Annotated in this window: 22 protein-coding genes and 2 pseudogenes; 8 read left to right on the top strand and 16 right to left on the bottom strand. The window is 73.9% G+C overall.

Annotated elements, in window-relative coordinates:
• A complete protein-coding gene (locus tag ACF08W_RS00505; RefSeq protein WP_392278318.1) occupies positions 1-2,052 on the bottom strand; it encodes a phage holin family protein in 2,052 nt (683 codons plus the stop codon).
• A gap of 140 nt (positions 2,053-2,192) precedes the next feature.
• A complete protein-coding gene (locus ACF08W_RS00500; RefSeq protein WP_352280686.1) occupies positions 2,193-2,606 on the bottom strand; it encodes a hypothetical protein in 414 nt (137 codons plus the stop codon).
• A gap of 185 nt (positions 2,607-2,791) precedes the next feature.
• On the opposite strand from ACF08W_RS00500, the gene ACF08W_RS00495 reads away from it, so the two are divergent.
• Both ACF08W_RS00495 and ACF08W_RS00490 read left to right on the top strand, forming a co-directional pair.
• Positions 2,792-3,574, top strand: a complete 783-nt coding sequence (locus ACF08W_RS00495; protein ID WP_385208785.1) for an MBL fold metallo-hydrolase — start codon at positions 2,792-2,794, stop codon at positions 3,572-3,574.
• Positions 3,571-4,191 carry a DedA family protein gene (locus tag ACF08W_RS00490; protein ID WP_352280682.1) on the top strand — a complete coding sequence of 207 codons (621 nt, stop codon included), beginning with the start codon at positions 3,571-3,573 and terminating at the stop codon, positions 4,189-4,191. The genes ACF08W_RS00495 and ACF08W_RS00490 overlap by 4 nt, the downstream gene beginning before the upstream one ends.
• Here the strand turns inward: ACF08W_RS00490 and ACF08W_RS00485 are convergent.
• From ACF08W_RS00485 to ACF08W_RS00475, 3 genes are all read right to left on the bottom strand, one after another.
• Positions 4,139-5,203: an MBL fold metallo-hydrolase gene (locus tag ACF08W_RS00485; protein ID WP_392277907.1), complete on the bottom strand. Its 1,065-nt coding sequence runs from the start codon at positions 5,201-5,203 to the stop codon at positions 4,139-4,141. The genes ACF08W_RS00490 and ACF08W_RS00485 overlap by 53 nt on opposite strands.
• A gap of 50 nt (positions 5,204-5,253) precedes the next feature.
• Positions 5,254-6,489: an aminotransferase class I/II-fold pyridoxal phosphate-dependent enzyme gene (locus tag ACF08W_RS00480; RefSeq protein WP_392277906.1), complete on the bottom strand. Its 1,236-nt coding sequence runs from the start codon at positions 6,487-6,489 to the stop codon at positions 5,254-5,256.
• Between the two features lie 90 nt (positions 6,490-6,579).
• Positions 6,580-7,431 carry an SMP-30/gluconolactonase/LRE family protein gene (locus ACF08W_RS00475; protein WP_392277905.1) on the bottom strand — a complete coding sequence of 284 codons (852 nt, stop codon included), beginning with the start codon at positions 7,429-7,431 and terminating at the stop codon, positions 6,580-6,582.
• 220 nt (positions 7,432-7,651) lie between these two features.
• Here ACF08W_RS00475 and ACF08W_RS00470 point away from each other — a divergent pair, with 220 nt between their 5' ends.
• Together ACF08W_RS00470 and ACF08W_RS00465 are read left to right on the top strand one after the other, a co-directional pair.
• On the top strand, positions 7,652-8,461 hold the full coding sequence (locus ACF08W_RS00470) for a class I SAM-dependent methyltransferase (protein WP_392277904.1): 810 nt from the start codon (positions 7,652-7,654) through the stop codon (positions 8,459-8,461).
• Between the two features lie 51 nt (positions 8,462-8,512).
• A complete protein-coding gene (locus tag ACF08W_RS00465; protein ID WP_352280673.1) occupies positions 8,513-8,878 on the top strand; it encodes a VOC family protein in 366 nt (121 codons plus the stop codon).
• A 79-nt stretch (positions 8,879-8,957) separates the two neighbouring features.
• On the opposite strand, the gene ACF08W_RS00460 is transcribed toward ACF08W_RS00465, so the two are convergent.
• On the bottom strand, positions 8,958-10,925 hold the full coding sequence (locus ACF08W_RS00460; RefSeq protein ID WP_392277903.1) for a DUF5107 domain-containing protein: 1,968 nt from the start codon (positions 10,923-10,925) through the stop codon (positions 8,958-8,960).
• Between the two features lie 233 nt (positions 10,926-11,158).
• Between ACF08W_RS00460 and ACF08W_RS00455 the strand changes: the two genes are divergently transcribed.
• Positions 11,159-11,512 (top strand): DUF6204 family protein, encoded by a 354-nt coding sequence (locus ACF08W_RS00455; RefSeq protein ID WP_352280669.1) that lies wholly within the window; start codon positions 11,159-11,161, stop codon positions 11,510-11,512.
• A gap of 115 nt (positions 11,513-11,627) precedes the next feature.
• Here ACF08W_RS00455 and ACF08W_RS00450 read toward each other — a convergent pair whose 3' ends face one another.
• The 5 genes from ACF08W_RS00450 to ACF08W_RS00430 are packed head-to-tail and all read right to left on the bottom strand — an operon-like array spanning position 11,628 to position 15,366.
• Positions 11,628-12,407: an aldo/keto reductase gene (locus tag ACF08W_RS00450; protein ID WP_392277902.1), complete on the bottom strand. Its 780-nt coding sequence runs from the start codon at positions 12,405-12,407 to the stop codon at positions 11,628-11,630.
• Positions 12,404-13,015: an AAA family ATPase gene (locus ACF08W_RS00445; RefSeq protein WP_392277901.1), complete on the bottom strand. Its 612-nt coding sequence runs from the start codon at positions 13,013-13,015 to the stop codon at positions 12,404-12,406. Before ACF08W_RS00445 ends, ACF08W_RS00450 begins: the two co-directional genes overlap by 4 nt.
• The gene (locus ACF08W_RS00440) at positions 13,009-13,611 is read right to left on the bottom strand and encodes an exonuclease domain-containing protein (protein WP_392277900.1); all 603 of its coding nucleotides are present in this window, start codon (positions 13,609-13,611) and stop codon (positions 13,009-13,011) included. The genes ACF08W_RS00445 and ACF08W_RS00440 overlap by 7 nt, the downstream gene beginning before the upstream one ends.
• On the bottom strand, positions 13,608-14,786 hold the full coding sequence (locus tag ACF08W_RS00435; protein WP_392277899.1) for a radical SAM protein: 1,179 nt from the start codon (positions 14,784-14,786) through the stop codon (positions 13,608-13,610). Before ACF08W_RS00435 ends, ACF08W_RS00440 begins: the two co-directional genes overlap by 4 nt.
• 19 nt (positions 14,787-14,805) lie before the next feature.
• Positions 14,806-15,366 carry a nucleoside-diphosphate kinase gene (locus tag ACF08W_RS00430; protein WP_392277898.1) on the bottom strand — a complete coding sequence of 187 codons (561 nt, stop codon included), beginning with the start codon at positions 15,364-15,366 and terminating at the stop codon, positions 14,806-14,808.
• A 239-nt stretch (positions 15,367-15,605) separates the two neighbouring features.
• On the opposite strand from ACF08W_RS00430, the pseudogene ACF08W_RS00425 reads away from it, so the two are divergent.
• From ACF08W_RS00425 to ACF08W_RS00415, 3 genes and pseudogenes are all read left to right on the top strand, one after another.
• Positions 15,606-15,965: pseudogene (locus tag ACF08W_RS00425) on the top strand (helix-turn-helix domain-containing protein); the annotation flags it as partial.
• 216 nt (positions 15,966-16,181) lie between these two features.
• Positions 16,182-17,168, top strand: a complete 987-nt coding sequence (locus ACF08W_RS00420; RefSeq protein ID WP_392278339.1) for a DNA-binding protein — start codon at positions 16,182-16,184, stop codon at positions 17,166-17,168.
• 38 nt (positions 17,169-17,206) lie between these two features.
• Positions 17,207-18,393, top strand: a pseudogene (locus tag ACF08W_RS00415) (dihydrofolate reductase family protein).
• 85 nt (positions 18,394-18,478) lie between these two features.
• Here ACF08W_RS00415 and ACF08W_RS00410 read toward each other — a convergent pair.
• The 5 genes from ACF08W_RS00410 to ACF08W_RS00390 form a co-directional block, all read right to left on the bottom strand.
• A complete protein-coding gene (locus ACF08W_RS00410) occupies positions 18,479-19,096 on the bottom strand; it encodes a helix-turn-helix domain-containing protein (RefSeq protein WP_392277897.1) in 618 nt (205 codons plus the stop codon).
• 98 nt (positions 19,097-19,194) lie between these two features.
• Positions 19,195-21,108, bottom strand: coding sequence for an ABC transporter ATP-binding protein (locus ACF08W_RS00405; protein ID WP_392277896.1), 1,914 nt, complete (start codon positions 21,106-21,108; stop codon positions 19,195-19,197).
• Positions 21,108-21,965: an ABC transporter permease gene (locus ACF08W_RS00400; RefSeq protein ID WP_392277895.1), complete on the bottom strand. Its 858-nt coding sequence runs from the start codon at positions 21,963-21,965 to the stop codon at positions 21,108-21,110. The genes ACF08W_RS00405 and ACF08W_RS00400 overlap by 1 nt, the downstream gene beginning before the upstream one ends.
• Positions 21,962-23,026: an ABC transporter permease gene (locus ACF08W_RS00395; RefSeq protein WP_392277894.1), complete on the bottom strand. Its 1,065-nt coding sequence runs from the start codon at positions 23,024-23,026 to the stop codon at positions 21,962-21,964. Before ACF08W_RS00395 ends, ACF08W_RS00400 begins: the two co-directional genes overlap by 4 nt.
• The gene (locus ACF08W_RS00390) at positions 23,023-25,083 is read right to left on the bottom strand and encodes an alpha/beta hydrolase family protein (RefSeq protein ID WP_392277893.1); all 2,061 of its coding nucleotides are present in this window, start codon (positions 25,081-25,083) and stop codon (positions 23,023-23,025) included. Before ACF08W_RS00390 ends, ACF08W_RS00395 begins: the two co-directional genes overlap by 4 nt.
• Positions 25,084-25,103: the final 20 nt, after the last annotated feature.

Here is a 25,103-nt window from a genome sequence, read left to right as displayed (position 1 = left end):
TCAGCCGGCCGCCCGGAGCGGGGGCTCCCCCTCGTCCTCCTCGCCCGGGACCAGCGGGACCTGAGGGCCCGAGCACTCCCGCAGCCAGCGGCGCAGCACCCGGTGCACCTGCTCGGCGCCGACCAGCTCCTCCCCCGGCGCGACCGGCGCGGACAGTCCGGCCGGCCACAGCAGGAAGGGCCGGGACTGCTCGCCGCCCAGGCCGCCGTGCGAGCCGATCTGCTCCTCGAAGGCGTGGACGCGGCCCGTGGCGCCGTCGTACATCGAGTTGACCATGATGTCGGCCACGTGCGGGAAGGTGTCCGTGCGCCGCACCGCGTCCGCCGCGCCGGGGCCGAACGGGGCCAGCGGCCCCTCGCCGTCCACCAGCTCCGCCACCGGGACCTCGGTGCCGCCGCGCCCCAGCACCACCGATCCGTGGCGCTCGCTGCGGACCAGCAGGAAGCCGATGCCCGGATGGTTGGCCAGGGTGCCGAGGAGGGCCGGGCGGCCGCGGTCGAGCTGTTCGCGCGAGGCGCGCCCCCGGATGTCGGGGAAGGAGATCAGGCCGAGGTTCCCGGAGGCGAGGACCACGGGGTCGGACGGCTTGGCGAAAGGTTCCGCCACACCTTCGTCGACCGGCCGGTGCAGGGCGATCCGTACCGTGTCGCGTGCCTCGGACGCGCTGGGGGTGCGCTGGGCCCGGCGGGGCACCGGCAGCCCGCAGCCCGCCCGCACCAGCTCCTTGAGGCTCAGCCCGTACGCCCCCTCGAAGGTCTCCCCGGGGCTCTGCCCGTGGTCGGAGAGGAGCACGATCCGGTAGGTGCGCGGGGTGTGCTCGGCGACCTTGGCGATCAGCGCGAGCGAGCGGTCCAGCCGGGCGAGCACCTTCTCCGCGTCGCGGCTGTGCGGCCCGGAGTGGTGCGCGACCTCGTCGTAGGCGACCAGGTCGGCGTAGACGGCGGTGCGTCCGGCGAACATGTCCCCGACGACGGCGGAGACGACCACGTCGCGTTCGACCACGGTGGCGAAGGCCCGGATGAAGGGGTACAAGCCGCCGCGTTTGACCCGGGGGCCCTCCTTCCGTATCCGGGCCCGGGTCGACTGGCCGATCTCCCGGCCGACCTCGGCGGCGAAGGAGAGCGCGGTGCGTACGGCGTTGGCCGGGTCGGAGAAGTACGCGAAGTACCCGGCCCGGGAGCGGCGGCCCTTGCCGAACCGGGCCGCCATGGACAGGACGAGGGCCAGCTGGTCGGCGCCGCCGCTGAAGAGGTTGCCCCGGCTGGCCCCGTCCAGGGTGAGCAGCCCGCCGTCGCGGGTGCGCTCGACGGCCCGGCGCTGGAGCTCCAGGGCGCTGGCGGGGCGGCTGGAGACCATGACGTCGCCGGTCTCCTTCTCGTACCAGCGGAAGGCGGGGACGTCGTGGTTGCTGCCGTGCAGGATGCCGAGCTGGCTGGCGCCGGTCTGGCTGGACCAGTCGGTGCGCCACGGGGTGAGCCGGTGGCCCTGGTCCTTGTCGGCCAGCCAGCGGGCGACGGTCGGCATCAGCCCCGTGTCGGCGGCGTGGGCGAGCGTGTCGTGGCCGACCCCGTCGAGCTGGAGGAAGACCGTGCCGGGCGGGCCGCTGCGCCCGCCGTCCGCGCCGCTGCGCCGGCGGCGCCGGTCGGCCAGCCGGGAGAGCCTGCGCCGGTAGGCGTTGTCGTCGCGGACGGCGAGCGCGGTGGAGGTGGCGGAGGCGACGGCGGACATCACGGCGGCGACGACGACCGCGGTCTCCGGGTTGGCGGCGCCGCGCCCGTCCGGGATGAGGCGCAGGGCGAGCAGCAGCAGCGAGCCGTTGAGGAAGAAGACGAGCAGGCCGAGGACGAGCGCGGGCACGATGAGCAGGGCCCGTACCAGGACCGGCCAGACCAGGGCGGAGAGCAGGCCGAAGGCCCCGGCGCCCCAGGCCGCGGTGAACGCGGTCTTGGTGATGCTGTCGCCGTCGGCCGACTGGAGGTGGAAATCGGGCAGGATCCCGGCGAGCACCAGCATCGTGAGTGTCGAGACCGCCCACACCAGGACCACGCGCATCAGGGCGCTGCCGGCCGTCCGCCATCGCCCGTCGACCACGCCGCTCCACCTCTTGTCCGGACCCCTCCGTTCCGGGCCCTGGGCCCCCAGCTTTTCACAGCGGGTCCGCGGGGTGCCGGGCACGGCGGCCGGTGGTCCGGTCAGCAGCCGTCGTAGCCGGCCGTCGGCATGGAGAGTCTGCGGTGCACGTTCGCCTTGGTGCGGGGGGTGTAGCGGGGCTCGTCCAGCCCCGCGATCTCCAGCCCCACCCCGCGCCGCTCGCACTCGGCGGCGAACTCCGGCACCGAGGAGAGCGCGCGGGCGAGGACACGGTCGCTGGCGGCCACGAAGAGCTCCACCTCACCGCTCTCCACGTCGGCCCATAAGGCGTGGTGGTCCGGGCGCAGCCCGTACAGGCGGAGCTGGCGGGTGACGACGTACCCCTTGTCCGCGGCCCAGCGGGCGCACATGTCGTGCTGGCCGCGGGTGTCCACGAGGAACGGATCGTCGTCGAGCTCCTCCAGCGGCGTGAGGCTGGCGATGGCCGCCACCCGTACGTCCGTCCTGTCCCCCATGGCCGTCCCCCCTGCTGAGCCCTGTCGGCGACCCTACCGTTCGCACGGCGGCGCAAGAAGGCGCGTGCCGGGACCACGGGGAGGTGCGGGGCGCAGGCCGGGAACGCCTCTGTGCGCCCCCACCCGGTTCGTTAGGCTCGACAGCAGGACGCGGCGGGATGGGCCCGGGAGCGAGGAGGCGGCACGTGCCGGTGGAAGTCACCTGGTGGGGTCATGCCACCTGCACCATCGAGGACTCCGGGGTGCGGGTGCTGACCGATCCGCTGTTCGCGCGGCGCTTCGCCCATCTGCGCCGCCGCCGCGGTGAGCTGCCGGGTCCGGAGGCGGCGGTGGCCGATGCCGTGCTCGTCTCGCATCTGCACTCCGACCATCTGCACCTGCCGTCGATGACCCGGCTCGCCCCGGGCAGCCGGCTGGTGGTGCCGCGCGGCGCGGTGCGCGCGGTGCCGGGGCTGCGGTCGCTGGGTGCGGCGCTGGAGCTGCGGATCACCGAGGTGGTCCCGGGCGACACGGTCCGGCTCGGCGAGGTGCGGGTGCGGGTGGTTCCGGCGCTGCACGACGGGCGGCGGCTGCCGATGGGCCGGCACCGCTCCCCGGCGCTCGGTTTCGTGGTCGAGGGCGAGGCGCGGACGTACTTCGCGGGCGACACCGGGCTCTTCGACGGGATGGCGGACGCGGTCGGGCCGGTGGACGTGGCGCTGCTGCCGGTGGGCGGCTGGGGTCCCTACCTGGGCCACGGCCATCTGGACGCGGGCCGGGCGGCGCAGGCGCTGGCCCTGCTGTCGCCCCGGTCGGCGGTGCCGGTGCACTACGGCACGTACTGGCCGATCGGGCTGGACGGGGTCCGGCCGCACGAGTTCCACGCGCCGGGTGACGAGTTCGTCCGGAAGTCGGCGCTGCTGGTTCCGGAGGTGGCGGTGCACCGGCTGGCGCACGGCGAGCGGATACGGCCGGAGACCGCCGGGTGATCGCGCAGGTCGTGGGGCAGTTGCCCCCGGAGTCGACGCAGCAGGCGGTCGGCTATCCGTCGCTGTTCCTGTTGGTGTCGCTGGGTGCGCTGGTGCCGGTGGTGCCCACGGGGGCGCTGGTGAGTTCGGCCGGGGTGGTGGCGCTGCACCAGTCGTCGCCGTTCTCCCTGCTGATCGTCTTCCTGGTGGCCTCGGCGGCGGCGTTCGTCGGTGATCTGTGCCTGTACTGGCTCGGTCAGCGCGGGGTGCGGTCGCGGAACGGGTCGCGCTGGCTGAACACGATCCGGGACCGGGCCGCCCCGGAGCGGCTCGCCCAGGCGCAACGGAAGCTGGACGAGCACGGTGCGATGGTGCTGGTGCTGTCCCGGCTGGTGCCGGCGGGCCGGATACCGGTGATGCTGGCGTGCCTGCTGGGCCGGATGCCGCTGCGCAGGTTCGCCCGTGGCGATGTGCCGGCGTGTCTGGCGTGGGCGGCGACGTACCAGTTGATCGGGATCCTGGGCGGTTCGCTCTTCCCCGAGCCGTGGCAGGGCGTGGTCGCGGCGGTCGGGCTGACGCTGCTGGTCAGCGGCGGTCCGGCGGTGTGGCGGCGGACGCGGGCCCGGTTCGGCCACTGACCGGCGACGGCTCCGGGCCGAGGACCCGCGAGGCGCCGACCGGCAGGTCCCAGAGCAGTTCCCGGGGGTGGCCGGCCCGTTCCCAGGCGGTACGGAGCCGGGTCAGCGGTTCGAGCACGGGCTCCGCGGAGAGCAGGAAGGTGGCCCAGTGCATCGGCGCCATCGCCCGGGCGCCCAGGTCCCGGTAGGCCAGTACGGCCTCCTCGGGGTCCAGGTGCACGTCGCCGAGCCACCAGCGCGGCTCGTACGCCCCGATCGGCAGGAGGGTCAGGTCGATCCCGGGGTGGCGGCGGCCGATCTCGGTGAACCAGTGCCCGTATCCGGTGTCCCCGGCGAAGTGGACGCGACGGCCGCCGGGGGCGCCGATGATCCAGCCGCCCCAGAGCGAGCGGCAGGTGTCGGTGAGGGTGCGCCGGGACCAGTGGTGGGCCGGTACGAAGTCGAAGCGGACGCCGCCGAGTTCGACCGCCTCCCACCAGTCGAGTTCGGTGACGTGGGTGAAGCGGCGCCTGCGGCACCAGCGGCCGAGCCCGGCGGGGACGAGGAGCGGGGTGTCCCGGGGCAGTCGGCGCAGGGTGGGGGCGTCGAGGTGGTCGTAGTGGTTGTGGCTGATGACGACGGCGTCCACCGGCGGCAGGTCCTCCCAGCGGACGCCGACCGGGGTGATCCTGGCGGGCGTGCCGAGGATGCGCCGGGACCAGACGGGGTCGGTGAGGACGGTCAGCCCGCCGGTGCGGACGATCCAGCCGGCGTGCCCGGCCCAGGTGCCGCCGGCGGGGACGGCCGGGAGCGGTGCGGGGGCGTACGGGAGGTGCGGGATGCCGCGCAGTCCCTCGGCGTCGGGCCGCAGGGCGCGCTCGCGGAGCAGCCGGGACATGGCCATGACCCCAGGGAGGGGTGCGGTGAGCCGGTCGGCGAAGGTCCTGGGCCAGTGCCGGATCTCGCCGGGCGGGCGCGGGGCGGTGCGCGGGAGCGTGGTCGCGGCGCGGGGGCGCCGGGTCCGTTCCGTCATCGGTCGACTCCCGTCTCGCGGTTCCTCGCCCGGAACCGCCCGGCGGATGGTCAGCGCAGTTCGGCCAGGGCCGTCCCGAAAATGCTCAGCGCTTCGGCCACGTGCGGCAATTCGAGGGGCGCCACAGCGGTGAGCGACTCCCGTTGCCGCTCCGGCGTCGTCCCGAGCAGCGGGCCGGTACCCAGCCGTACGCGCAGCGCCCCCAGTTCGTCGCCGAACCGGTGGCCGCCCGGGGTCGGGGTGGAGAGCCGTTCGGTCAGGTACTCCTCCAGCTCCAGCGAGTCCGTGACGCCGCGTTCGGCCAGCCGGGCCCGCAGCGGGCCGAGGTCGGCGTAGAGGTGACGGCCCGCCTGCGGGGGTCTGGCCAGCGCGCCGGAGGCCAGGACCGCGCGGTGCGCGGCGGCGGCGACCCGGGCCTGGAGCGCGGCGGCCCGGCGGACCCGCTCGGTCACGGCGTCCGGTTCGCGCAGCGCGTGGGCGGCGGCCCGGGCGACCGGTCCGGCGACGTGCGCGCCGAGCGCGGTGAGGATGTCGAGCGTACGGGCGTGGCGCAGCGCGGCCCGTGCGGTGCCCGGGAAGCGGGCGACCGCGACCGGCCAGGCGGCGGGGGTCAGGGCACCCGCCAGGTCGCAGAGGACGGTGACGTCGTCGGGGAACATCTCGGCCGGGCTGAGCAGGACGGTGTCGCGCGGCCGGTGCAGGGTGTCGCGCCAGGTCTCGTCGCTGATGACGTGCATCCCCTCCGCGATCGCCGCCTCGCACGCCTCGCTCACCAGCTCGGGCGGGGCGACGGTGGCGGTCGGGTCGTCGACGACGGAGACCAGCAGCAGCCGGGGCCTGCCGCCCTCGGCGCGCACCCTGCGCACGGTCTCCAGGAGCGCGTACGGGTCCGGCACGCCGCCGCACTCGGCGGGGGTCGGCACCTGGTAGGCGGGCCTGCCGAGCAGCCGGGCCTGCGGGATCCAGCTCGCGGGGCAGGGGCGCGGTACGAGCACGTCGCCGCCGTGCGCGGCGATCAGGGCGAGCAGCAGCGGCGAGGCGCCCGGGGCGGCGGCGACATGCTCCGGACCGCCGTGCAGTCCGCGCCGCCGCCAGTAGGCGGTCGCGGCCTCGCGCAGGGGCGCGCCGCCGCCGGTCGGTTCGGGCGCGCCGGAGTCGGCCGCCGAGGCGAGCACCGCGGCCAGTTCGGGCAGGACGGGCAGGCCGGGGTCCGGGGCGGGCGGCCCGTAGCGGACCGGGCCCCGGTCCTCGCGTACGGAGCGGTCGTCGGTCGGCCGCCGCGCCATCCGGTCCTCCTTCGCCGCCGCGCCGTCACATCAGGCCCTTCGTACATCAGGCCCTTTATACGAGGGATCGGGCGGGCGCGCCCGGTGGCGTCAGCCCGCGAAGGCCGCCTGGGGCAGTCCGCGTCCCGCGTCGGGCAGCACCAGCAGCGCGCCGGAGAGCGGGTGCGGTGCGGTGAGCCCGGTGCGGGCGGTCGAGATGTAGAGGTCGCGCAGGGCGGCGCCGCCGAAGGCGCAGGCGGTCGGGCGGCGCACCGGCAGCGGGACGACCCGGTCCAGGGCGCCGTCGGGCGCGTACCGGCGCACCGCGGCGCCGTCCCAGAGCGCGACCCAGACGGCGCCCTCGGCGTCGACGGTCAGCCCGTCCGGGAAGCCCACGCCCTCCTCGACGGTGGCGAACGGGCGGCGTCGCACGGCGTGCGGGCCGTCGACGTCGAAGACGTCGATCCGGCGCGTGGGGGTGTCGATGAAGTACATCAGCCGCCCGTCGGGGCTCCAGCCGATGCCGTTGCCGCAGGACACGGCGGGCAGTACCTCGCTCACCGTGCCGTCGGCCGCGAACCGGGCGAGGTTTCCGCCGCCCTCGGCCCCGTCGTACCGCATGGTGCCCGCCCAGAGCGATCCGTCCGGGGCGACCGCCGCGTCGTTGCCCCGCCGGCCCGGCACCGGATCACGGACCAGCCAGCGGAAGGCCCCGTCGGGGTCGTACAGGCCGATGCCGTCGCGCAGATGGACCACGAGCCCGCCGCCCGCGCGGGGTTTGGCCGCGCCGACGTGCTGTTCGGTGGCGAGCACCGTACGGCGGTGGTCGACCGGATCGTAGGTGTGGACGCGCGCGGAGAGGATGTCGACCCAGATCAGCCGGCCGGTGGCGGCGTCCCAGGTCGGGCCCTCGCCGAGCTCGGCCCGTTCGGGCACGGCCACGTCCAGGTGTGGTGCGTTCACTTCTGCCTCTCGTGCGGTGCGGGGGCGGCCGGAGCGCCGAACCCAGCGTAGTCAGCCGCCTTCTGACCCGGCAACGGGCGCTTGTCCACATAACAAGACACACATCTCATCATGCGACACGTCGGCGTACGGTGGACGCACCGGTCGGCGTTCCGCCGTCCGCGCCCCGGCCGTCGCACGCCGGGGCGCGCCCGCCCACATTCCGGAAGGACGTACGGCCATGCCCGAGGAGACCGCCGTCTACACCCACGGCCACCACGAGTCGGTGCTGCGCTCGCACCGCTGGCGCACCGCCGCGAACTCGGCGGCCTATCTGATCGACCGGCTCGCCCCCGGCCTCTCCGTCCTGGACGTCGGCTGCGGCCCCGGCACCATCACCGCGGACCTGGCCGCCCTGGTCGCCCCGGGCCGGGTGACCGCCGTCGACACCTCGGCCGAGGCGCTCTCCGGGGCGGCCGCTGTGGCGGCCGAACGCGGCCTGGAGAACGTGGAGTTCGCGACCGCCGACGTCCACGACCTGGACTTCCCCGATGACTCCTTCGACGTCGTCCACGCCCATCAGGTGCTCCAGCACGTGGGCGACCCGGTGCGGGCGCTGCGCGAGATGCGGCGCGTGTGCCGCCCCGGCGGCATCGTCGCGGCCCGCGACAGCGACTACGCGGCGATGAGCTGGTACCCCGAGGTGCCCGGCCTGGACGACTGGCTCGCCCTGTACCGCCGGGTCGCCCGGGGCAACGGCGGCGAGCCGGACGCGGGCCGCCGGCTGCTCTCCTGGGCCCGGCAGGCCGGTTTCACCGACATCACCCCGTCCGCCGGGAGCTGGTGCTTCGCCACCCCGGAGAGCCGGGCCTGGTGGAGCGGGCTGTGGGCGGACCGCACGGTCGGCTCGGCGTACGCGGAACGGGCCGTCTCCGGCGGCTTCGCGAGCGCCGGGGAACTGGCGGCGATCGCCGACGCGTGGCGCGCGTGGGGCACCCGGGAGGACGCCTGGTTCATGGTCCCGCACGGCGAGGTGCTCTGCCGGGCCTGACCGGGCCGGAACCGGTTCCACCGCATGACACCGGCAACTACCCTGGGCCGCATGGACATTCAGGGAACCACGCTCCGGATCTGCGTCGACGACCTGGAGGCCGCCACGGCCTTCTACCAGGAGCTCACCGGGAGTCCCGCGCTCCGCTTCGAGCGCGGCGGGGTGTCGGTCGCCGCGATCGGCTGCTTCCTGCTGATGAGCGGCCCGGAGTCGGAGCTGGAGATCCTCCGCAAGGTGACGGCGACGATCGCGGTGAAGGACGTCGACGAGGCGTACGCCGACCTCACCCGGGTCGGCGCCCGCATCCTCGCCGGGCCGGTGCCGACGCCGGTGGGCCGCAACCTGATCGCCGTCCACCCGGACGGCTCGGTCTTCGAGTACGCCGACCGCAACCAGGCGCCCGACGAGGCCCGCTGAGCCCGACGAGGCCCGCTGAGCCCGGCGGGAGCCGCTGAACCCCGCCCCGGGCCGGTCCGGCCGGCCCGGGGTTCCGCGCTCAGCCGCTGGGGCGCATCCGGAAGTCGTACGCGTCCGGCAGCGGCTCGTCGGTGATCCGGGCCCACACCTCGCCCAGGATCTCCGCGCCCTCGCGCAGGTCGGCTACCTCGAAGCCCGCGTCGAAGACGGCCCGGGCGGCGCCCCGGTCGCCCTCGGCGAGCAGCAGCCGGGCCTCCAGCAGCCGGAATCGGCCACGCTCTCGGACCTCCGGGGGCAGCGCGTCCCACACGGTCCGGGCCGCGGCCGGGCGCCCGGCCGCCAGCAGCGCCTCCATCGCCTCCCGGCCCAGCGCCGCCGCGACCGCCGTCCACTCCTCGCCGCCGTCGCGCCGCGCGCCCAGGTCGTCGAACGCCTCGGCCAGCAGGTCCGCCGCCCGCTCCCCCTGCCGCCCGTCCCCGGCGGCGACGGCCAGGCACCGCAGCAGCGGCCAGCGGGACGGGGCCGCCGTCAGCCCGCGCTCCCAGCTCCGCACCGCCTGGGCGCGGTCCCCGGCGTGCCACTGGGCGATGCCCAGGTGGTATTCGGTCAGCGGGTCGGCCGGGGCCGTCTCCAGCATGTCGCGCCAGTGCGGGGAGACCAGGGAGGGACCGGGCGGGACCGGGCGGTCCGGCTCCGCGAAGGCGCCCCGGTCCAGCAACTCCAGCCAGGGGCGCTGCTGTTCGCCGAGGGTGGACTCGGCGAACGGGGTGCCGGGCAGCTCGTACCCGCCGCGCCGGACCTCCAGGGCGCCCCAGCCGGAACCGGTGGCGAGCGTCTCGCCGGGGGCGGTGTCGGCGCAGCGCCGCCAGGCGGCGTACGCGGCGTCGACATCGGCGCGCGGCAGCGCCTTCGCGAGCCGTCCCTCGGCCTCGGCACGGGCCGCGGCCCAGTCCTCGCCGTGCACGGTGTCCGGGTCCGCGGAGAGCGGACCGTACGACTCCAGCCAGCTGAACTCGCCGCCCGGCTCCAGCGGTACGTGCTCCAGCTGGGTGCGGGCGAGCCCGGCCTGGATCTCGGCGTAGCCGACGGTGCCGGATTCGGTGAGCCACTCCTGCCAGCGGCGGCCGCCCGCCCCGCCGCCCCAGACGAACAGCTTCCGGCCGCGCAGCAGGTCGGTCGAGGTCTGGACGAGCCCGTGGCCGTGCTCGTCGAGCGAGGCTATCCAGCGGCGGGCGCCGTCGGGGACCTCGTAGAAGTAGTCGGCGGGGAAGTCGCCACGCAGCGGGTACGTGCGGTCCACGGAGCCGGAGACCGGGACCGGCACCCGGGTCAGGGACCGTTCGTACCCGAAGTGCCACGCCTCGTCGGCGGGGGCCAGGACGCGGGTGCGGTCCCCTTCGGGGACGGCGATGTTGGACCACCAGTACACCGGTGCGGTGTGCTCGTGCGGATTGCGGACGCGGACACCGACATGCAGGAAGTCGGAGTCCTCCGGGAGCCACAGGTCGACCTGGAACGGCAGGTCGCGCAGGCGCTCCCACTCCCAGAGGCGGACCATCTCGCCGCCGTCCGGCGCGGGGACGCGGGCCGCGTGCACGGGGGCGCAGGAGAGGGTGGTGTGGCCCGTGGCGCCGATGTTCCACTCGATGCCGCCGGAGAACCAGGCGCCGTTGAGCGCGAAGTCGGCGGGCTGGAGGACCGGGTTGGTGTAGAGCAGTTCCCGGCCGGTGGGTTTGTGGTGGAGGGAGTGGATCCGGCCGCCGAGGCCGGGCAGCACGGTGGCGCGCAGCCGGTCGTTCTCGATGACGATCGTGTCGATCGCGGTGGGGGTGCGCTCGCGGCCGTAGCCGTCGAGGACGCGCACCGGCAGCACGGTGGTCAGGGGCTGGTAGCCGATCTGGCGTGCCATGTCGCGCGGCAGCGCGGCCCGTTCGCGTTCGTCGATGGTGTGCGTCTCGTCGAGCGGCCGCAGCGCGGGCAGCGGATTCTCCGGGCCCAGCGGTGCGGCGGGCAGGGTCAGTACGGCACGTCGTACGGTCGTGGCCAAGGCAACCTCGTTCCCTCACGCGGGCCGCCGCGGGTCCGGGCGCCCGATGACCATGGAACACGCTCGGCAATTCCCTGACCAGGGGCGCCGCTGTCAGACTTCGGCAAAAGCGGCCGCCGCCTGGGTCGCCCGGAAATTCGGATGCGCCGCGCCCGTACCGCCGTACCCTGGCCCCGACCCCGCCCGCGCCGCGAGCGGCGCGGCACACGCACCGGAACGCGGAGTGGAAGACGATGAGCACGCAGCACACCTACCGAGTAATCGTGCGCGGCACCTGGGACGGGCTGACGGACACGGCGCGCGCCCGGCTGCTCGCCGAGGTGGACGACCACGGGCTGAGCGCGATGCGGTTCACCGAGGAGGGCACGCTCGCCTACGACCGGGTGCTCAAGCACTTCAGCTTCCGCTACGTGGTCGTCTCCGACGCCGAGGACGGCGAGGAGATGGCGGGCGCCATCGCCGAGGACCGCGCGGAGACGTACCTGGACGGGCAGGGATACGGCCACGGCCCGCTGCGCTCCACGGTGACGGACATGGACACCATGAAGGTCAACCACAAGGGGAGGCGGGCGCCGGGGGCGGCGTGACAAGACCCCGGCGCGGCAGCTCACGGAGGAGCCAGCCCGGGAGCTGCTCCATGTCGGCCATGCGGGCGCGGAGTCCTGTGCCGTGGCCAAGCGACAACCGGAGCCGCGAGGAGCGTCATGCTCGGCTCCCGGTTATGGCTTTGACGTTGCGGGCCAGGTGCTCCGGCTTGCTGGTTCCCGGGATGACGGCGATGTTCGGGGCGCGGGCGAGGAGCCAGCACAGCGGGCCGGTCGCGTCCCTGTCCAGGAGTGCGGCTCCCGCGTCGAGCGGCCGGTAGGCGACGTAGGGGATCTCCGCGTCGATGCACGCCTCCAGGACTGCGTCGTAGCGGGTGTGGATGTTCAGTACGTTCTGAACCGCGGCGACGGGGATCTGCTTGCGGGCCAGTGTGAAGTCGTCGTGCGTGACCTTGGAGAGGCCGATGTGCCCGATCTTCCCTTCGTCGCGCAGTTCCGCGAGGGTTCCGAGCTGGTCTGCGAGGGGGACGGCGGGGTCGATGCGGTGCAGGTAGCACAGGTCGAGCCGTTCGACGGCGAGGCGGCGCAGGCTCGCTTCGACGCAGGCACGGAGGTAGACCGGGTGGCCGTGCGGCACCCACACGTCTGGTGCCGGTCTCGCGAAGCCGACCTTGGTCGCGATCAGGAGGTTGCCCGGGTAGGGGTGGAGAGCGTCCTTGATCAGGTGCTCGACGGTGTGAGGGCCGTAGGCGTCGGCGGTGTCGAGGTGGGTGATACCGAAGGCGTCGACCGCGCTGCGCAGCATGCCGATGGCCCGGTCGCGGTTGTCGGGGTCGCCCCAGGTGCCGGGGCCGGTGAGGCGCATGGTGCCGAAGCCGAGGCGGGAGACGGTCTTTCCGGCGATGTCGACGGTGCCGCCGGGTGGCTGGGTGGTCATACCGGCGTCTCCGTGAGGCAGAGTTCGACGGCTCGGTCGATGGCGTGCTGCCGGCTGGTTTCGTCGCTGGTGACCCGCAGGTGCGGCAGGTTCTCCTCGCGGAGCAGGGCGTGGGTGTGGTGGTCGACCAGCTGCCGGTACCGGGGGTCGTAGTCGTGCTTGCGCCGGACGGGGAGGTGGGGGTCGAGGACGGTGGTGAGGAGGAGGTCGTACGGGGGGTTCGCGGCGGCGAGCTGGTGCAGGGCTTCGCGTTCGGTGCGGTGTGTGGTCCGGCCGCTCCATTCCTGGGCGGCGCGGAAGTAGCCGATCGCGTCCCAGCAGGCCCGGTCGGCGAGGACGACCTGTACAGAGGTGTCCCCGACCGGGCGTGCGGCGGCGGCGACTTCGTCCGCGATCCCGGTGGCGATGACCCACCGGGTGGAGTCCGCGGTGTGGTGCATCATCTTGGGCAGCGGGACGAGCGCCGCGCGCCGGCCGAGCTGGCCGGTGCGCGCGACGGTGATGTCCCGGGCGAACAGTTCCCTCTCGATCCGGCGCAACAGCAGGGTTTTGCCGGTGGAGTGGGTGCCCATCACGCCGATGCGGATGGAGCGGTGGGTAATTACCACAGGGTGGACTCCTGTTCGGGTTCGGGTGCGCCGGGGAGGCCGGGCGGTACGGCGGCGGCCACAAGCTGGTCCCAGGTCTCGTAGTGGTCGGCCATGGTGATGAGGAGTTGCGCGGTCGCGTAGGCGTCGTACGTGGCACGGTGGCGCTGGGCGGGGGCCTGGCTCAGGTCGGGGGCGGTGTGCTCGATCAGCGCGTCCAAGCCGTACTTCGGCAGGTCGGGATAGGTGGCCTTGGCCAGCCGGAGGGTGTCGATGACCCCGGCCGGCTTCCACTGCGGGAGGTGTGCGGTCAGGGCCCGGTAGTCGACGTGCGCGTGGTGGGCGGCGATCCACGCCGTGCCGAGAAGGGCGTGGACCGCGTCTTTGGTCTCCTCCCAGCCCGGCTTGTCGGCCAGGACCTGGTTGGTCAGGCCGTGCACCCGTACCGCGAACGGTGTCACCGGGCGAGCGGGCCTGATCAGCCAGGCACCCGCCGTGCTGGTGTCGGGATGTCCGTCGCGTACCGGGAGCGCGGCGATCTCGACGAGGTCGGGCGGGTTGGTGCCGTTGCCCTCGACGTCGACGACAAGGAGCGGGGGCCAGGAGGAGAAGTTCATGGGGTCGGTGTTCCGTTCTCCGCCGTCCAGCCGATGTCGGCGCGGCCGTGCTGGCGGTGGTGGTGGGGCTTGGCTCGGTCGTGGCACTGGTAGCCGAAGCCGTGCTGGAGGTAGTAGCGCGGCGGTTCGTCCAACCCCTCAACGACGATGGCCCGGTCATTGACTTCGATCTCGCCGCTCGCGCCGAGCCCCCGTGCCTCCCGCGTGACGGCGTTCAGGTCCGGCCGGACCCATGCGGACTCGCACCTTGCGATCTGTTCGGGCGGGCAGATGTCGCAGAGTTCGCGGATGCCGTAGTGCCCGTTGTAGTCGGCCTCTCCGTGCGCGTAGGCGACACCGCACGAGGTCTTGCGGAACAGCGGCCCCCAGGAGGTGTCCTCCTCGAAGGCGGCCAGTAACCGGCGCTCGGCAGCCTCGGGCATGATCTTGCGCCGGGCGGTGTCCTCGTACGGCATCTCCAGGCCGTGCGCCTCGTAGTACGCGGCGATCTCCTTGCGGAAGAACAACCCGGTGAAGACGGTCGCGTGAGCGTGCTGGGACAACTCCTTGGCACGGGCGATGTGTTGGCCGGTGTCGTTGAGGCCGGGCACGATGGGGCGCCAGTACAGGACGGTACGGTACCGCTCGGCGTGCATGTGAAGGGTGCGCAGGGACGCGGCGGCGATGTTGCTGTCCACCGGTTCGATCGCCGGGTTGTCGATGCCGGAGTGGGTGACCAGGACGGTCAGCCGCAGATGGGTGAAGCTGTTCAGGACGGCGCAGTCCACAGGATCAACGCGCCAGCGGGTGATGATCAGGACGTGGTTGGTCAGCCCCTGGTCGTCGAGCTGACGCAGCACGTGGAAGAGATGTGGCTTGACAACGGGGAGCATCGGGTCGGTGGCCCGGTTCAGCAGCTGGATCGGGGTCCGGTGCGGGCGGAAGTACGGGTGGCCTACGAGGCGACGGACGGCTTCCTCGTCGCTCATCAGGCGGCGGGGGACCTTCATCTCGAAGTTGTCGAAGAGATGGCGCACGCAGTAGCCGCAGTCGAGCGGGCACCCGACGATCCAGTTCAGCGAGAGTCCCGACTTCCGGTACTCGATGACGTCGGCGAGTTCTTGCTTGAGGCCGCCGATCTGGTCGGGGGTGAGGATCGGCAGGGCGCGCCGGGCGCCGGTGACGGGCATGCTCATCAGGGTCTCCAGGTGGGAGTCAGGCTTCGACGGACGTGCTCTGTACAGGAAGGACCGGAGCAAGGAGGTCACGGCGGCCGGCGCCGAACCAGGTGCCGAAGTCACGACGGGCGGCGGCTTCGTCGTCGCTGGTGTGGACGAGGTTGCGCACGAGCCGGCTCTCCGCGAGCGCGGCGCGGAGGCTGTCGTCGCCGAGGTCGCCGCGGATCGTGCCCGGCGCGGCCTCGGTGGGGTCGAAGTGGCCCAGCACGGCCCGCAGCCGGGCCTGAATGCCCGAGGCACCGTGGGCGAGCGCGACGACCACGGTCCGCCCCGCGTACTCCGCGTCCAGGCACGCGGGGATGTCCCGGCCGGGGAACCAGTCGCGGTCCACCAGGAGGTCCCAGTAGTGGACGTGGGCCTGCCAGGCCCCCGCGACGATCTGCTCACGGTGCACGATCGTGGCGCCCGTCGCGGCAATCCGCTCCAGGACGGCGTCGACCAGACCGCGTTCCACCGCGTCCGGCTTGCACAGCACGACGGACCAACGGCCGAAGTCGACCCCGTCGACCACCGCCCCGGGCGGCGGCTTGCCGTTCACCACGGGCCTCTGCCGGAACGGGGCTCCCCCAGGCCAGCGCATGAATCCGTGCCGAGCCCACTCGCGTTGGGCAGGTCAGCCCACGCAGATCTGCTGTGCGGATGGAGCGCCAGGGACATGATGTGCCTCCCAAATGAGAAAGAAGCGCGGGATAGGATCGCTGACTCTCGCGTCTCACGACGCGGTTCCGGAGCACCACGTGGACCCTTCGGATACCGTGTGATCAGCTCGTACGGACGATGAAAGCGGCTCGAGCGCCTGCTCGGGAGCCTCTGGATGGAGCCCCACGAGCTGGCTCCGCAGGCCCCGTCGGGATGCGGCCTTCCCGATGGCATCAATCCACAGGGCAACCCGAAATTGGCAGTGGGGGAAGCATGGGGCAGCGACCGAATGAGCTGACTCCCGGTGCTGGCCCGTGGCACCGGTGGGGTTACGAACTTCGCCAGTTCCGTGAGGCCCGCCGCATGTCACAACAGGTCCTCGCCCGGAAGGCGCTGATCGACCGCTCTCATCTCGGGCGCTTCGAACGCGCCGAACGTCCCGTCCCACGGGAGGCAGCCGTCGTCCTCGACAGAGTGCTCGACACCGCAGGCGCATTGGTGCGTCACTGGGACGAGGCAGAGTGCCAGGCTCCCCAGAACGGATCGGTTCTCCTGTCCAGAGGTGAGACAACTGCCCATGGGGCCAATGGACTGGGCCATGGGGCCAGCAACAGGACACCTCTGGCCATGTACGTGCCCAGTCGGCCAAGCTCACTGGATGACGAGGCGAGCTTGGTCGTCGTCCCCGCTCGAATCCTCGGAAGGATCCACTTCGTGCCCATGCCCCGCCGTGCCGTTCTCGCCTCCGGGATCGCTGGCCTGGCGGCATCGGCCCTCTCAGCCCCAACAGTGGCAACCATCGCCGAACTCGCGGACATGGGCTCGCCCATCGAATACTTCGCACTGCTCCGCCGGACGTTGATCCAGACCGACAACCTCATCGGCCCCCGCCACGTGCTGCCCGCGTTACAGCAACATCTCGCCCACCTCGTTTCCAGACGCCGGGCAGCGCGGGGCGCCGATGCCGTGAGGCTTCGCGGGCTGGAAACCCGCTACGAAGAGCTGGCAGGTTGGTTCGCCCAGGACATCGGCGACACACGTACCGCCCACGGCCACACGGCGAAAGCACTCGACGCCTCCCACGTCGCAGGCGATACGAACCTCACCGCGTACGTACTCGCCCGCAAGGCTCAGCTCGCGGTCGACACCGGGCATCCCATCGATGCCCTCGGGCTCGCCTCCGCCGCCCGACGCACGGCCCGGCCCGGCAGCCGGCTCGAAGTCATCGCCGTCCTGCACGCAGCACACGCACATGCCGTGCTCGGCGAAGGAGACGAAGCACACAGGGCGTACGACACCGCACTCCTGATGCTCGGCCGATCGGATAGCGATGGTGTGTGGGGCTCATGGCTCGACACGGCCTACATCAACACTGCCAGAGCCCGTTCGCTCGCCGCGCTCGGCGACTACGAACGGGCCGCAGCGGGCTTCGACGCCGCTCTCACGGTGCTTCCTTCCACATACCGGCGGGACCGTGGCGTCTATCTCGCCCGCGCCGCCCGTTCCCACGCGGGTACCGGCAACGTGACACTGGCCGCACGAATCGGCCGGCAGGCTGTGGGAATCGCTGCCGAAACCGGTTCCGCACGGATCTTCGTTCAGCTCGACCGGCTCGACCAGGCATTGGCCCCGGCAGTCGGTGAGGACGACGTAGCCGAATTCCGGTCCGCGCTCGACCGTATCGTTCTGCATCCAGCCTGACCCGACCCGTGCGCACCTTCTGGAGATCTGGAGATAGCGTGTCCCGCCCCTACGTCCTGCTGTCCGCTGCCGTATCGATTGACGGCCACCTCGACACCCGTCCGGGCGAGGCACGGCTGCTGCTGTCCAACCAGGACGACTTCGACCGGGTCGACTCCGTACGAGCCGACGTCGACGCCATCCTCGTCGGCGCTGGAACACTCCGCGCCGACAACCCCCGCCTCCTCGTCAACTCTGCCGAGCGCAGGGCGTCCCGGGTCGCCGCTGGCAAGCCGGAGTACCCGTTGAAGGTCACCCTCACGAGAACGGGCGATCTCGACCCGGACTGGAAGTTCTGGCACCACGGCGGCGACAAGCTCGTCCTGGCCGTCGGGGATGAGGCCGCCACGAAGGCCCGAGCCAACCTCGGCAACCTGGCCACCGTACGGAGCATCCCTGCCGAGGCCGTCTGGCCGACCTCACTCGGCCTCCTCGGTGAGGTGTACGACGTCGAGCGGCTCATGATCGAAGGCGGCGGCACCATCCACACACAACTCCTTGAGGCAGGACTCGCCGACGAGCTGCAACTCGTCGTCGCCCCACTGCTGGTCGGCCAGCCGGACGCGGTACGCATGTTCGGCCCGGCCGGATACCCCGGTGGTCCGACCGCGCGACTCAGGCTCCTCGAAGTCCGTCGGATCAACGACGTGGTACTCCTGAGGTACGCGCCCAAGGACACATCGACGGAGCCCCGATGAGCACGCCCTTTCAAGCCGGTCCACCCGGCACCGGCCGTACAGCCGAGGCGACGGACCGGGCCTGGCTTGCCCTCGCCTGCGAGCTGGCCACCTGCTGCCCACCCTCGGTCACCGCATTCAGTGTGGGGGCCGTCATCGTCGCCGCCGACGGAACCGAGCTCGCCCGCGGCTACTCCCGCGAGAACGACCCGCACGACCACGCCGAAGAAGGCGCCCTCGCCAAACTCCCCGCCACCGACCCCCGCCTCGCCACCGCCACGATCTACAGCTCCCTCGAACCCTGCGCCAAGCGGGCATCCCGCCCCCGCCCCTGCGCCCAGCTCATCAAGGAATCCGGCATCCACCGCGTCGTCACCGCCTGGAGCGAACCCGACACCTTCGTCACCGATGCCGAAGGCATCGAGATCCTCGAAGAAGCCGACGTCATGGTCGTCGCCCTGCCGGAATACGCGGACGCCGCGCAAGCCCCCAACCGGCACCTGCTCTGAGTAACGGGTCAGACCATGATCGCCCGTTGGCGCCGGACATGGATCACCACGAAGGGCCGACGCGGGGCGCCGTGACGCCCCCGTGTCAGCCGAGCGGGTAGCCGACGATGCTGTGGGTGGCGGCCGGGCTGTCCTCGGTCGTGTAGTAGTGGCTGACCCGGCCGTCGAAGCGGGCGCTGTCCCCGGCGTGTAGGTCGTAGGGCACCTCGTCGACGACGAGGGTGACCCGGCCCGAGACGACCATGACGTACTCCACGGATCCCGTGCCGTGCGAGCTGATCTGGCTCTGGGCGTGCGGGTGGAGGCGGGAGCGGTAGACCTCGAAGCGGCTGTGGCCGTGCGCGGCGAAGAGGAGGTTGACGGCGCTCTCGCCGTCGGGCTCGTCGATCTCGCCGGCCCGCAGGATCTCCGGTTCGCGCAGCGATCCGCGCAGCAGGTCGGCGGGGTCGGTGCGCAGGACGGCGGCTATGCGGGTGACGACGTCCAGCGTCGGGTTGGCCTCGCCGCGTTCGATCTGGGAGAGCAGCCCCTTGCTGATCCCGGTCTCGGCGGACATCTCGCGCAGGCTCCAGCCCCGGGCGAGACGGCGGCGGTTGAGGTTGACCGACAGCGCGGTGCGGACGACGTCGCCGGTGGCCGGGCGGTTCGTCGCCGGGGTGCTGGCGGGTGCGGCGGCGGGTGGCGGGCCTTGGGGCACGGGCATCGCGGACGTCTCCTTCGGCCGGGCTGCGGTCCCGGTGGGCGGCGCCCCTGCTCCTCCGGCTCGTCGGTGCGGTGGCACGGGCCTGGGCGGGCGTCAGTTTAGGACGGGGACACGGACGGGTCCAAGCCCGGTACGGCGTCCAGCATGCGGCGGGTCCACGGATGACGCGGGTCGTCCAGGACCTCGGACACCGTGCCGCGTTCGACCAGCTCGCCCCGGACCATGACCGCGACCTCGTCGGCGATCTGGCGCACCACCCCCAGGTCGTGGGTGATGAACAGCACCGCGAACCCTTCGGTGCGCTGCATGTCGGCCAGCAGGTTGAGGAGTTGGGCCTGGACGGACACGTCCAGCGCGGCGACCGCCTCGTCGCAGATCAGCAGCCTGGGCCGGACGGCGAACGCGCGCGCCAGGGCGACCCGTTGGCGTTCCCCGCCGGAGAGCGCGGCGGGGCGCCGTTCGGCGTAGGAGCGTTCCAGGCCGACCTGGTCGAGCAACTGGCCGACGAGTTCGGTGCGCCGGGCCCGGCGCGCGGCCGCCGAGCCGCCGGTGATCCGGCCGGCGGCGGTCAGCGCCTCGGCCAGGGTGGCTCCGACGGTGCGCAGCGGGGGCAGCGAGGAGAACGGGTCCTGGAAGACGATCTGCACCTGCGGGGCGAGCCGTGCCCGCTCCGCCCGGGTGGGCAGCCGTCCGGCGGTCAGCGGAACGGGGCCGACGTCCACCCGGCCCTCGTCGAAGGTCTCCAGGCCGACGGCGATGCGGGCCAGGGTGGTCTTCCCGGAGCCGGATTCCCCGACCAGTGCGGTGATCCGCCCGGCGGGCACGGTCAGGTCCACGTCGCGGACGGCGGGGTCGCCGCCGTCCCGGAAGGTGCGGCGCACTCCGCGTATCCGCAGGGCCGGTACGGCGCCCTCGGCCACGTCGGGACCGGTGCCGGGGGCGGCCGGTACGGGGGACGGCGGGGTGAGGTCGGCGCCGATCCCGGCCAGCCGTACGCAGGCGGAGAGCCGTTCGCCGCTGTCCGGGCGGCCCGGGAGCGGGGGCGGCACCCGGAGCGTGACGGCGGTGGTGCGGCATTCCGGGGCCGCGTGCGGGCAGCGGTCGGCGAAGGGGCAGCCGCCGGTCCGCCGCCCCGGCGGGGGTACGGAGCCGGGGACCGTGGGCAGCCGTTCGTGCCGTACGTGGGCCGAGGGCTCGGCGGCGAGCAGCGCGGCGGTGTACGGGTGGCGGGGGGCGCGGCGCAGGTCGGCCGCCGGGCCCTCCTCCAGGACGGTCCCGGCGTACAGGACGTAGACCCGGTCGCAGGTGGCGAAGGCGACCGAGAGGTCGTGCGTGATGAGCAGCAGTCCCATGCCGCGCCGGTCCAGCAGGCCGCGCAGGAGTTCCAGGACGGCTCGCTGGTTGGCGGCGTCCAGGGCGGTGGTGGGTTCGTCGGCGACGAGGAGTTCCGGGTCGCCGGCGAGGGCGGCGGCGGTGGCGACGCGCTGGCGCATGCCGCCGGAGAGTTCGTGGGGGTAGCGGTCGGCGACGTCCGGTGCGAGACCGACCTCGGCGAGCCGGCGCACCGTCTCGGCGCGCAGGGCCGCGCGGCGGGCGCGCCGTCCGCGGGCCGCGGCGAGGGCGGGCAGGTCGGCGCGGAGCCCGTCGGCGATCTGCTGTCCGCAGGTGAGCTGCGGGTGGAGCATGGTGAACGGGTCCTGCATGAGCAGGGAGATCCGGCGGCCGCGCAGGGCGTGCCGTTCGGCGCGGGGCAGTCGCCCGACGTCCTGGCCGGCCAGGCGGACGGTGCCGCCGGTGACGGCGACGCCCTCGGGGAGCAGTCCGGCGACGGCGCGCACGGCGAGCGACTTGCCGCTGCCGGACTCCCCGACGACCGCGACGCACTCCCCCGCGGCGACGGTCAGGGCGATCCCGTCGAGGACGGTGGCGGGTCCGGACGCGGCCCCGGTCGTGGCGATCCGCAGGCCGGTGACCTCCAGGAGGGGCACGGTGGCGGTGTGGACCTCGGTCATCAGGGCCTCCGGTCGGAGAAGTACTCGAACAGCCGGTCGCCGAGGAGGTTCACCACGACCGCGGAAACGATCACGGCGACGGCCGGTGCCAGGGCGGCCGCCGGGTTGTCGTACAGGAGGGTGCGGTTCTCGGCGAGCATCCGGCCCCAGTCCGGGGCCCCGGGCGGTACGCCCAGGCCGAGGAAGGAGAGCGAGGCCAGGGCGACGATCGCGCCCGCGAAGTTGAGCATCGTGTTGGCCACGACGACCGGGAGCACGGTGGGCCAGATGTGCCGCACCATGATCGTCCGGGCGGGCAGGCCGAGGGTCCGGGCCGCTTCCACGTACGGGCGGTGGCGCTGCTCCAGGACGGCCGACCGGACCAGTCGGATGTCGCCGGGCGAGGTCAGCACGATCAGGACCCCGACCGCGAGCGCGTACCCGCCGCCGCCGATCCCGGCGACGACGATGGTGACGAGCAGGGCGGGCAGGGCCAGCAGCAGGTCGGCCAGGCGTCGTACGGCGGTGTCGGCGGGGCCGCCGAAGTAGCCGCCGGTCAGGCCGAGCAGATTGCCGATGAGCATGGAGCCGACGGCGACCAGGGCGGCCCCGGCGAGGGTGCTGCGCGCCCCGGCGATCAGCATGTGCCAGATGTCCCGGCCGAGTTCGTCGGTGCCGAGGAGGTGTCCGGCGCCGGGCATGGCGCCGGTGGCCAGCAGGTCCTGCCGGTTCCAGTCGGGGAACAGCCACTGTCCGGCGACGGCGGCGGCGACCAGGAGGACGGCGATCACGGCGCAGACGGTGGTGAGCGGGCCGAACAGGCGCCGCCCGGTCCGCTTCGCGGGCGTGGTGGCGACGGTGGCGGAGGGGGTGGTCATGCCGTCACCTCGGCGGGCTCGTCCGGTGCGGTCCGGCCGGGGGCGCGGCGGGGGTGGCCGGTGCGCAGCCGGGGGTCGACCAGGGGGTGGGTGAGGTCGGTGGCGAGGTTCGCGAGGCAGATCAGGGCGGCGAGCAGGAGCGCCTCGGCCTGGACGACGGGGATGTCCTTGAAGGTCACCGACTGGACGAGGAGTTGTCCGAGCCCCGGCAGCGCGAAGACCTGCTCGACCAGCACGGTTCCGGCCAGCAGATAGGCGAGGACGAGTCCGATGCCGGTGGTGACCGGCACGGCGGTGCCCCGGAGCACGTACCGGACGAGCACGGTGCGGGTCGGCACGCCGCGGGCCAGGGCGAACGTGACGTGTTCCTGGGCCAGTTCGCGGATGACGGCGGCCCGGACGAGCTTGATCAGTACGGCGGTCACGGCGAGGCCGAGGGTGATGCCGGGCAGCAGCAGATGGAGCAGCCGGTCGGTGCCGCCGGTGCCGGGCCCGTACGCGGGCAGCCAGCCCAGCATCAGGGAGAAGACGTAGATGAGGAGCAGGCCGCCGGCGAAGGCCGGGGTGGACAGGGCGAGGACGCCGAGGCTCTGTACGGCGCGGTCGACGGGCCGCCGGGCGCGCAGCCCGGCCAGCACGCCCAGCGGGATCCCCAGCAGCAGGGCGACGGCGAAGCCCGCGGACACGAGCTGGCCGGTGAGCGCCAGCCGTTCGCCCAGTGCGGCCGCGACGCTCTCGCCGGTACGGATGGAGGTGCCGAGGTCGCCGCCGAACGCGCCGGTCAGCCAGCGCGCGTACTGCGTGACGAAGGGTTCGTCCAGGTGGTGGGCGGCCCGGACGGAGGCCAGCGCCTCGGGGGTGGCGCTGCGGGTGCCGAGGAGGGTACGGGCGGGGTCGCCGGGGGCGAACCGGAGCAGGGCGAAGACGGCCAGCGAGAGGACGAGCAGCAGCCCGGCGGTGCCCGCGAGCCGCCGCGCGACATGGCGCAGGGGCAGGGCGTCGCGCAGCCGGGTGTGCCAGGGGGGCGGCGGGGCGGCCGGGGGAAGGCCGGTGTCGGTCACGGGGTGTCCTTCGTGCCGTGGCGGGGCGCCGCCTCGGGGCCGGTGTGCCGGGCGAGCCACTGCTCGGCGCGGGCGGTGGCGTCCAGCAGGTGGGCGGGGTCGGTGAACTCGTGGCCCTCGGCGGGGTAGACGTGCAGTTCGACGGGGGCCCCGGCGCGGCGGGCCAGGGCGCGGTACAGCTCGTGCGCCTGGCCGGGCGGGGTGATCCGGTCGTGCTCGCCGTGCAGGACGAGGACGGGGGTGGCGCCGCCGCCCTCGGCGAAGAGCGGGGAGTGGTCGAGGAGGGCGGTGCGGCCCTCGGGGGTGCGGGCGTCGCCGAGGGCGTACGTCTCCTCGTACCCGCCGCCGATGACGGAGGTGTGGGCGAAGCTCAGCCAGTCGGTGGGGGCGGAGACCACGACCGCGGCGCGGAAGGCGTCGGTGCGGGCGGCGGCGAGCGCGGCGAGGAATCCGCCGTAGCTGTGGCCGAGTACGGCGGACCGGCCGGGCAGTGCCTCGCCCCCGGCGACCAGGTGGGCGACGCCGGTGAGGACGTCGTCGAGGTCCACCTCGCCGCAGGCGCCCACGACGGCGCGGGCGTGGTCCAGGCCGTAGCCGCTGCTGCCGCGCGGGTTGGGCAGGAGCACCAGCCATCCGGCGGCGGCCAGGGCGGGTGCCAGTCCGAGTACGTCGGCCGGGGCGTATCCGGCGGACCACTGCCAGGACGGGCCGCCGTGCAACACCACGGCGAGCGGGCGGGGGCCGGGCTTCGGGGCGGGGTCGTCGAGCAGCAGGCCGTGTACGGGGGTGCCGTCCGAGGCGGTCCAGACGGTGTCGCGGGTCCGGAGCCGGGCGAGGTCGCCGTGGCCCCCGGCGCGGCGGGCGGCGGCCGGGTCCGGGGCGGTGACGGGCCGCCAGGCCCAGGCGTCGGGGCCGGAGGTGGCTGCGACGACGGCCCGGGGCGGTTCGCCGGGGGCCTCGCGCACGGTCGCGGCGGTCCGGCCGTCGACGCTGAGGCTGAGGGCGGGCTGGGCGCCGGCCCCGCCGAGCACGGCCCGCTCCTCGTGGAGCACGGTGACTGCCCCGGCCCGGATCTCCGCGATCCGGCTTCCGGTGCCGCTCCATCCGGCGGTCAGGAGCCGGTCCTCGTCGTCCGGGCGGAATCCCGTCCAGGTGACGTCCTCGGCGCCGGGGGTTCGCACGGCCGTGGCGGTGGGGTCGTCGAGGTCGAGGAGGAGCGGGCGGCCCGCGACGATGGAGATGCCTTCGGCGACCGCCGCACGGCGTCCGTCCCGGGCGAGCGCGGGCGCCGCGAGCTGGCCCAGGGGTTCGTGGAGGGTGACGGCGGAACCGTCGGCGAGGTCGATCCGGGCCAGCCGCGCGTGGTAGTAGCCGGCGGGCAGCGGTTCCTCGGAGACGGTGGCCACGGCGGTGCGGCCGCCGCGCCAGGCGGCGTTCCAGACGGTCAGCCCGGCGGGCCCGGCGTCCCGCAGTTCGACGGGCGCGGGCAGCCCGGACCCGTCGGCGGGCCGGAGCGGGGCGTGGAGCAGCCGGCGCCGTCCGGCGTCCGGGTGGTGGGAGACCGGTGCGGGGGCCGGGCCGAGCCGGACCGGCAGCCCCAGGTTCATCCCGTCGCGCTCGGCCCCGTCGTCGGCGGCCAGCAGCAGGATCTCGGTGCCGTCGTCGGAGACGTACAGCTCCTCCACCGCACCGGGGACGGTGGCGAGTTCGCGGTGTTCGCCGGTCCGGGTGTCCCAGGCGGTCAGCACCGGGGGGCCGGGCCGCACCGGTTCGGTGACCAGCAGGACCGTCCGGGAGTCGGGCAGCCAGCGCGGGGTGTGCCGGGACCGTCCGGCGGGGTCGGACGGGGCGGTGGGCAGCGGGAGTCCGGGGCCGTCGACCGGTGCGATCAGGACGTCGCTGCCCCAGGGCCCGTAGACGGTGACCGCCACTCCGCGTCCGTCCGGACCGATCCGGCTGTCCGACGGCACGGTCTGCTCGGACATGGCGGTACGGACGCGGCGGACGGCGGCGGCCGGTTCCCCGGCGGTGCCGGGTACCGGGAAGGCGGAGGGCATGGGCGTTCCGTTCGTGCTGC

Origin of the sequence: Streptomyces sp. NPDC015144, assembly GCF_043079735.1 — a bacterium.
Taxonomy (GTDB): domain Bacteria; phylum Actinomycetota; class Actinomycetes; order Streptomycetales; family Streptomycetaceae; genus Streptomyces.
This window is presented reverse-complemented; position numbering and strand designations above follow the sequence as displayed.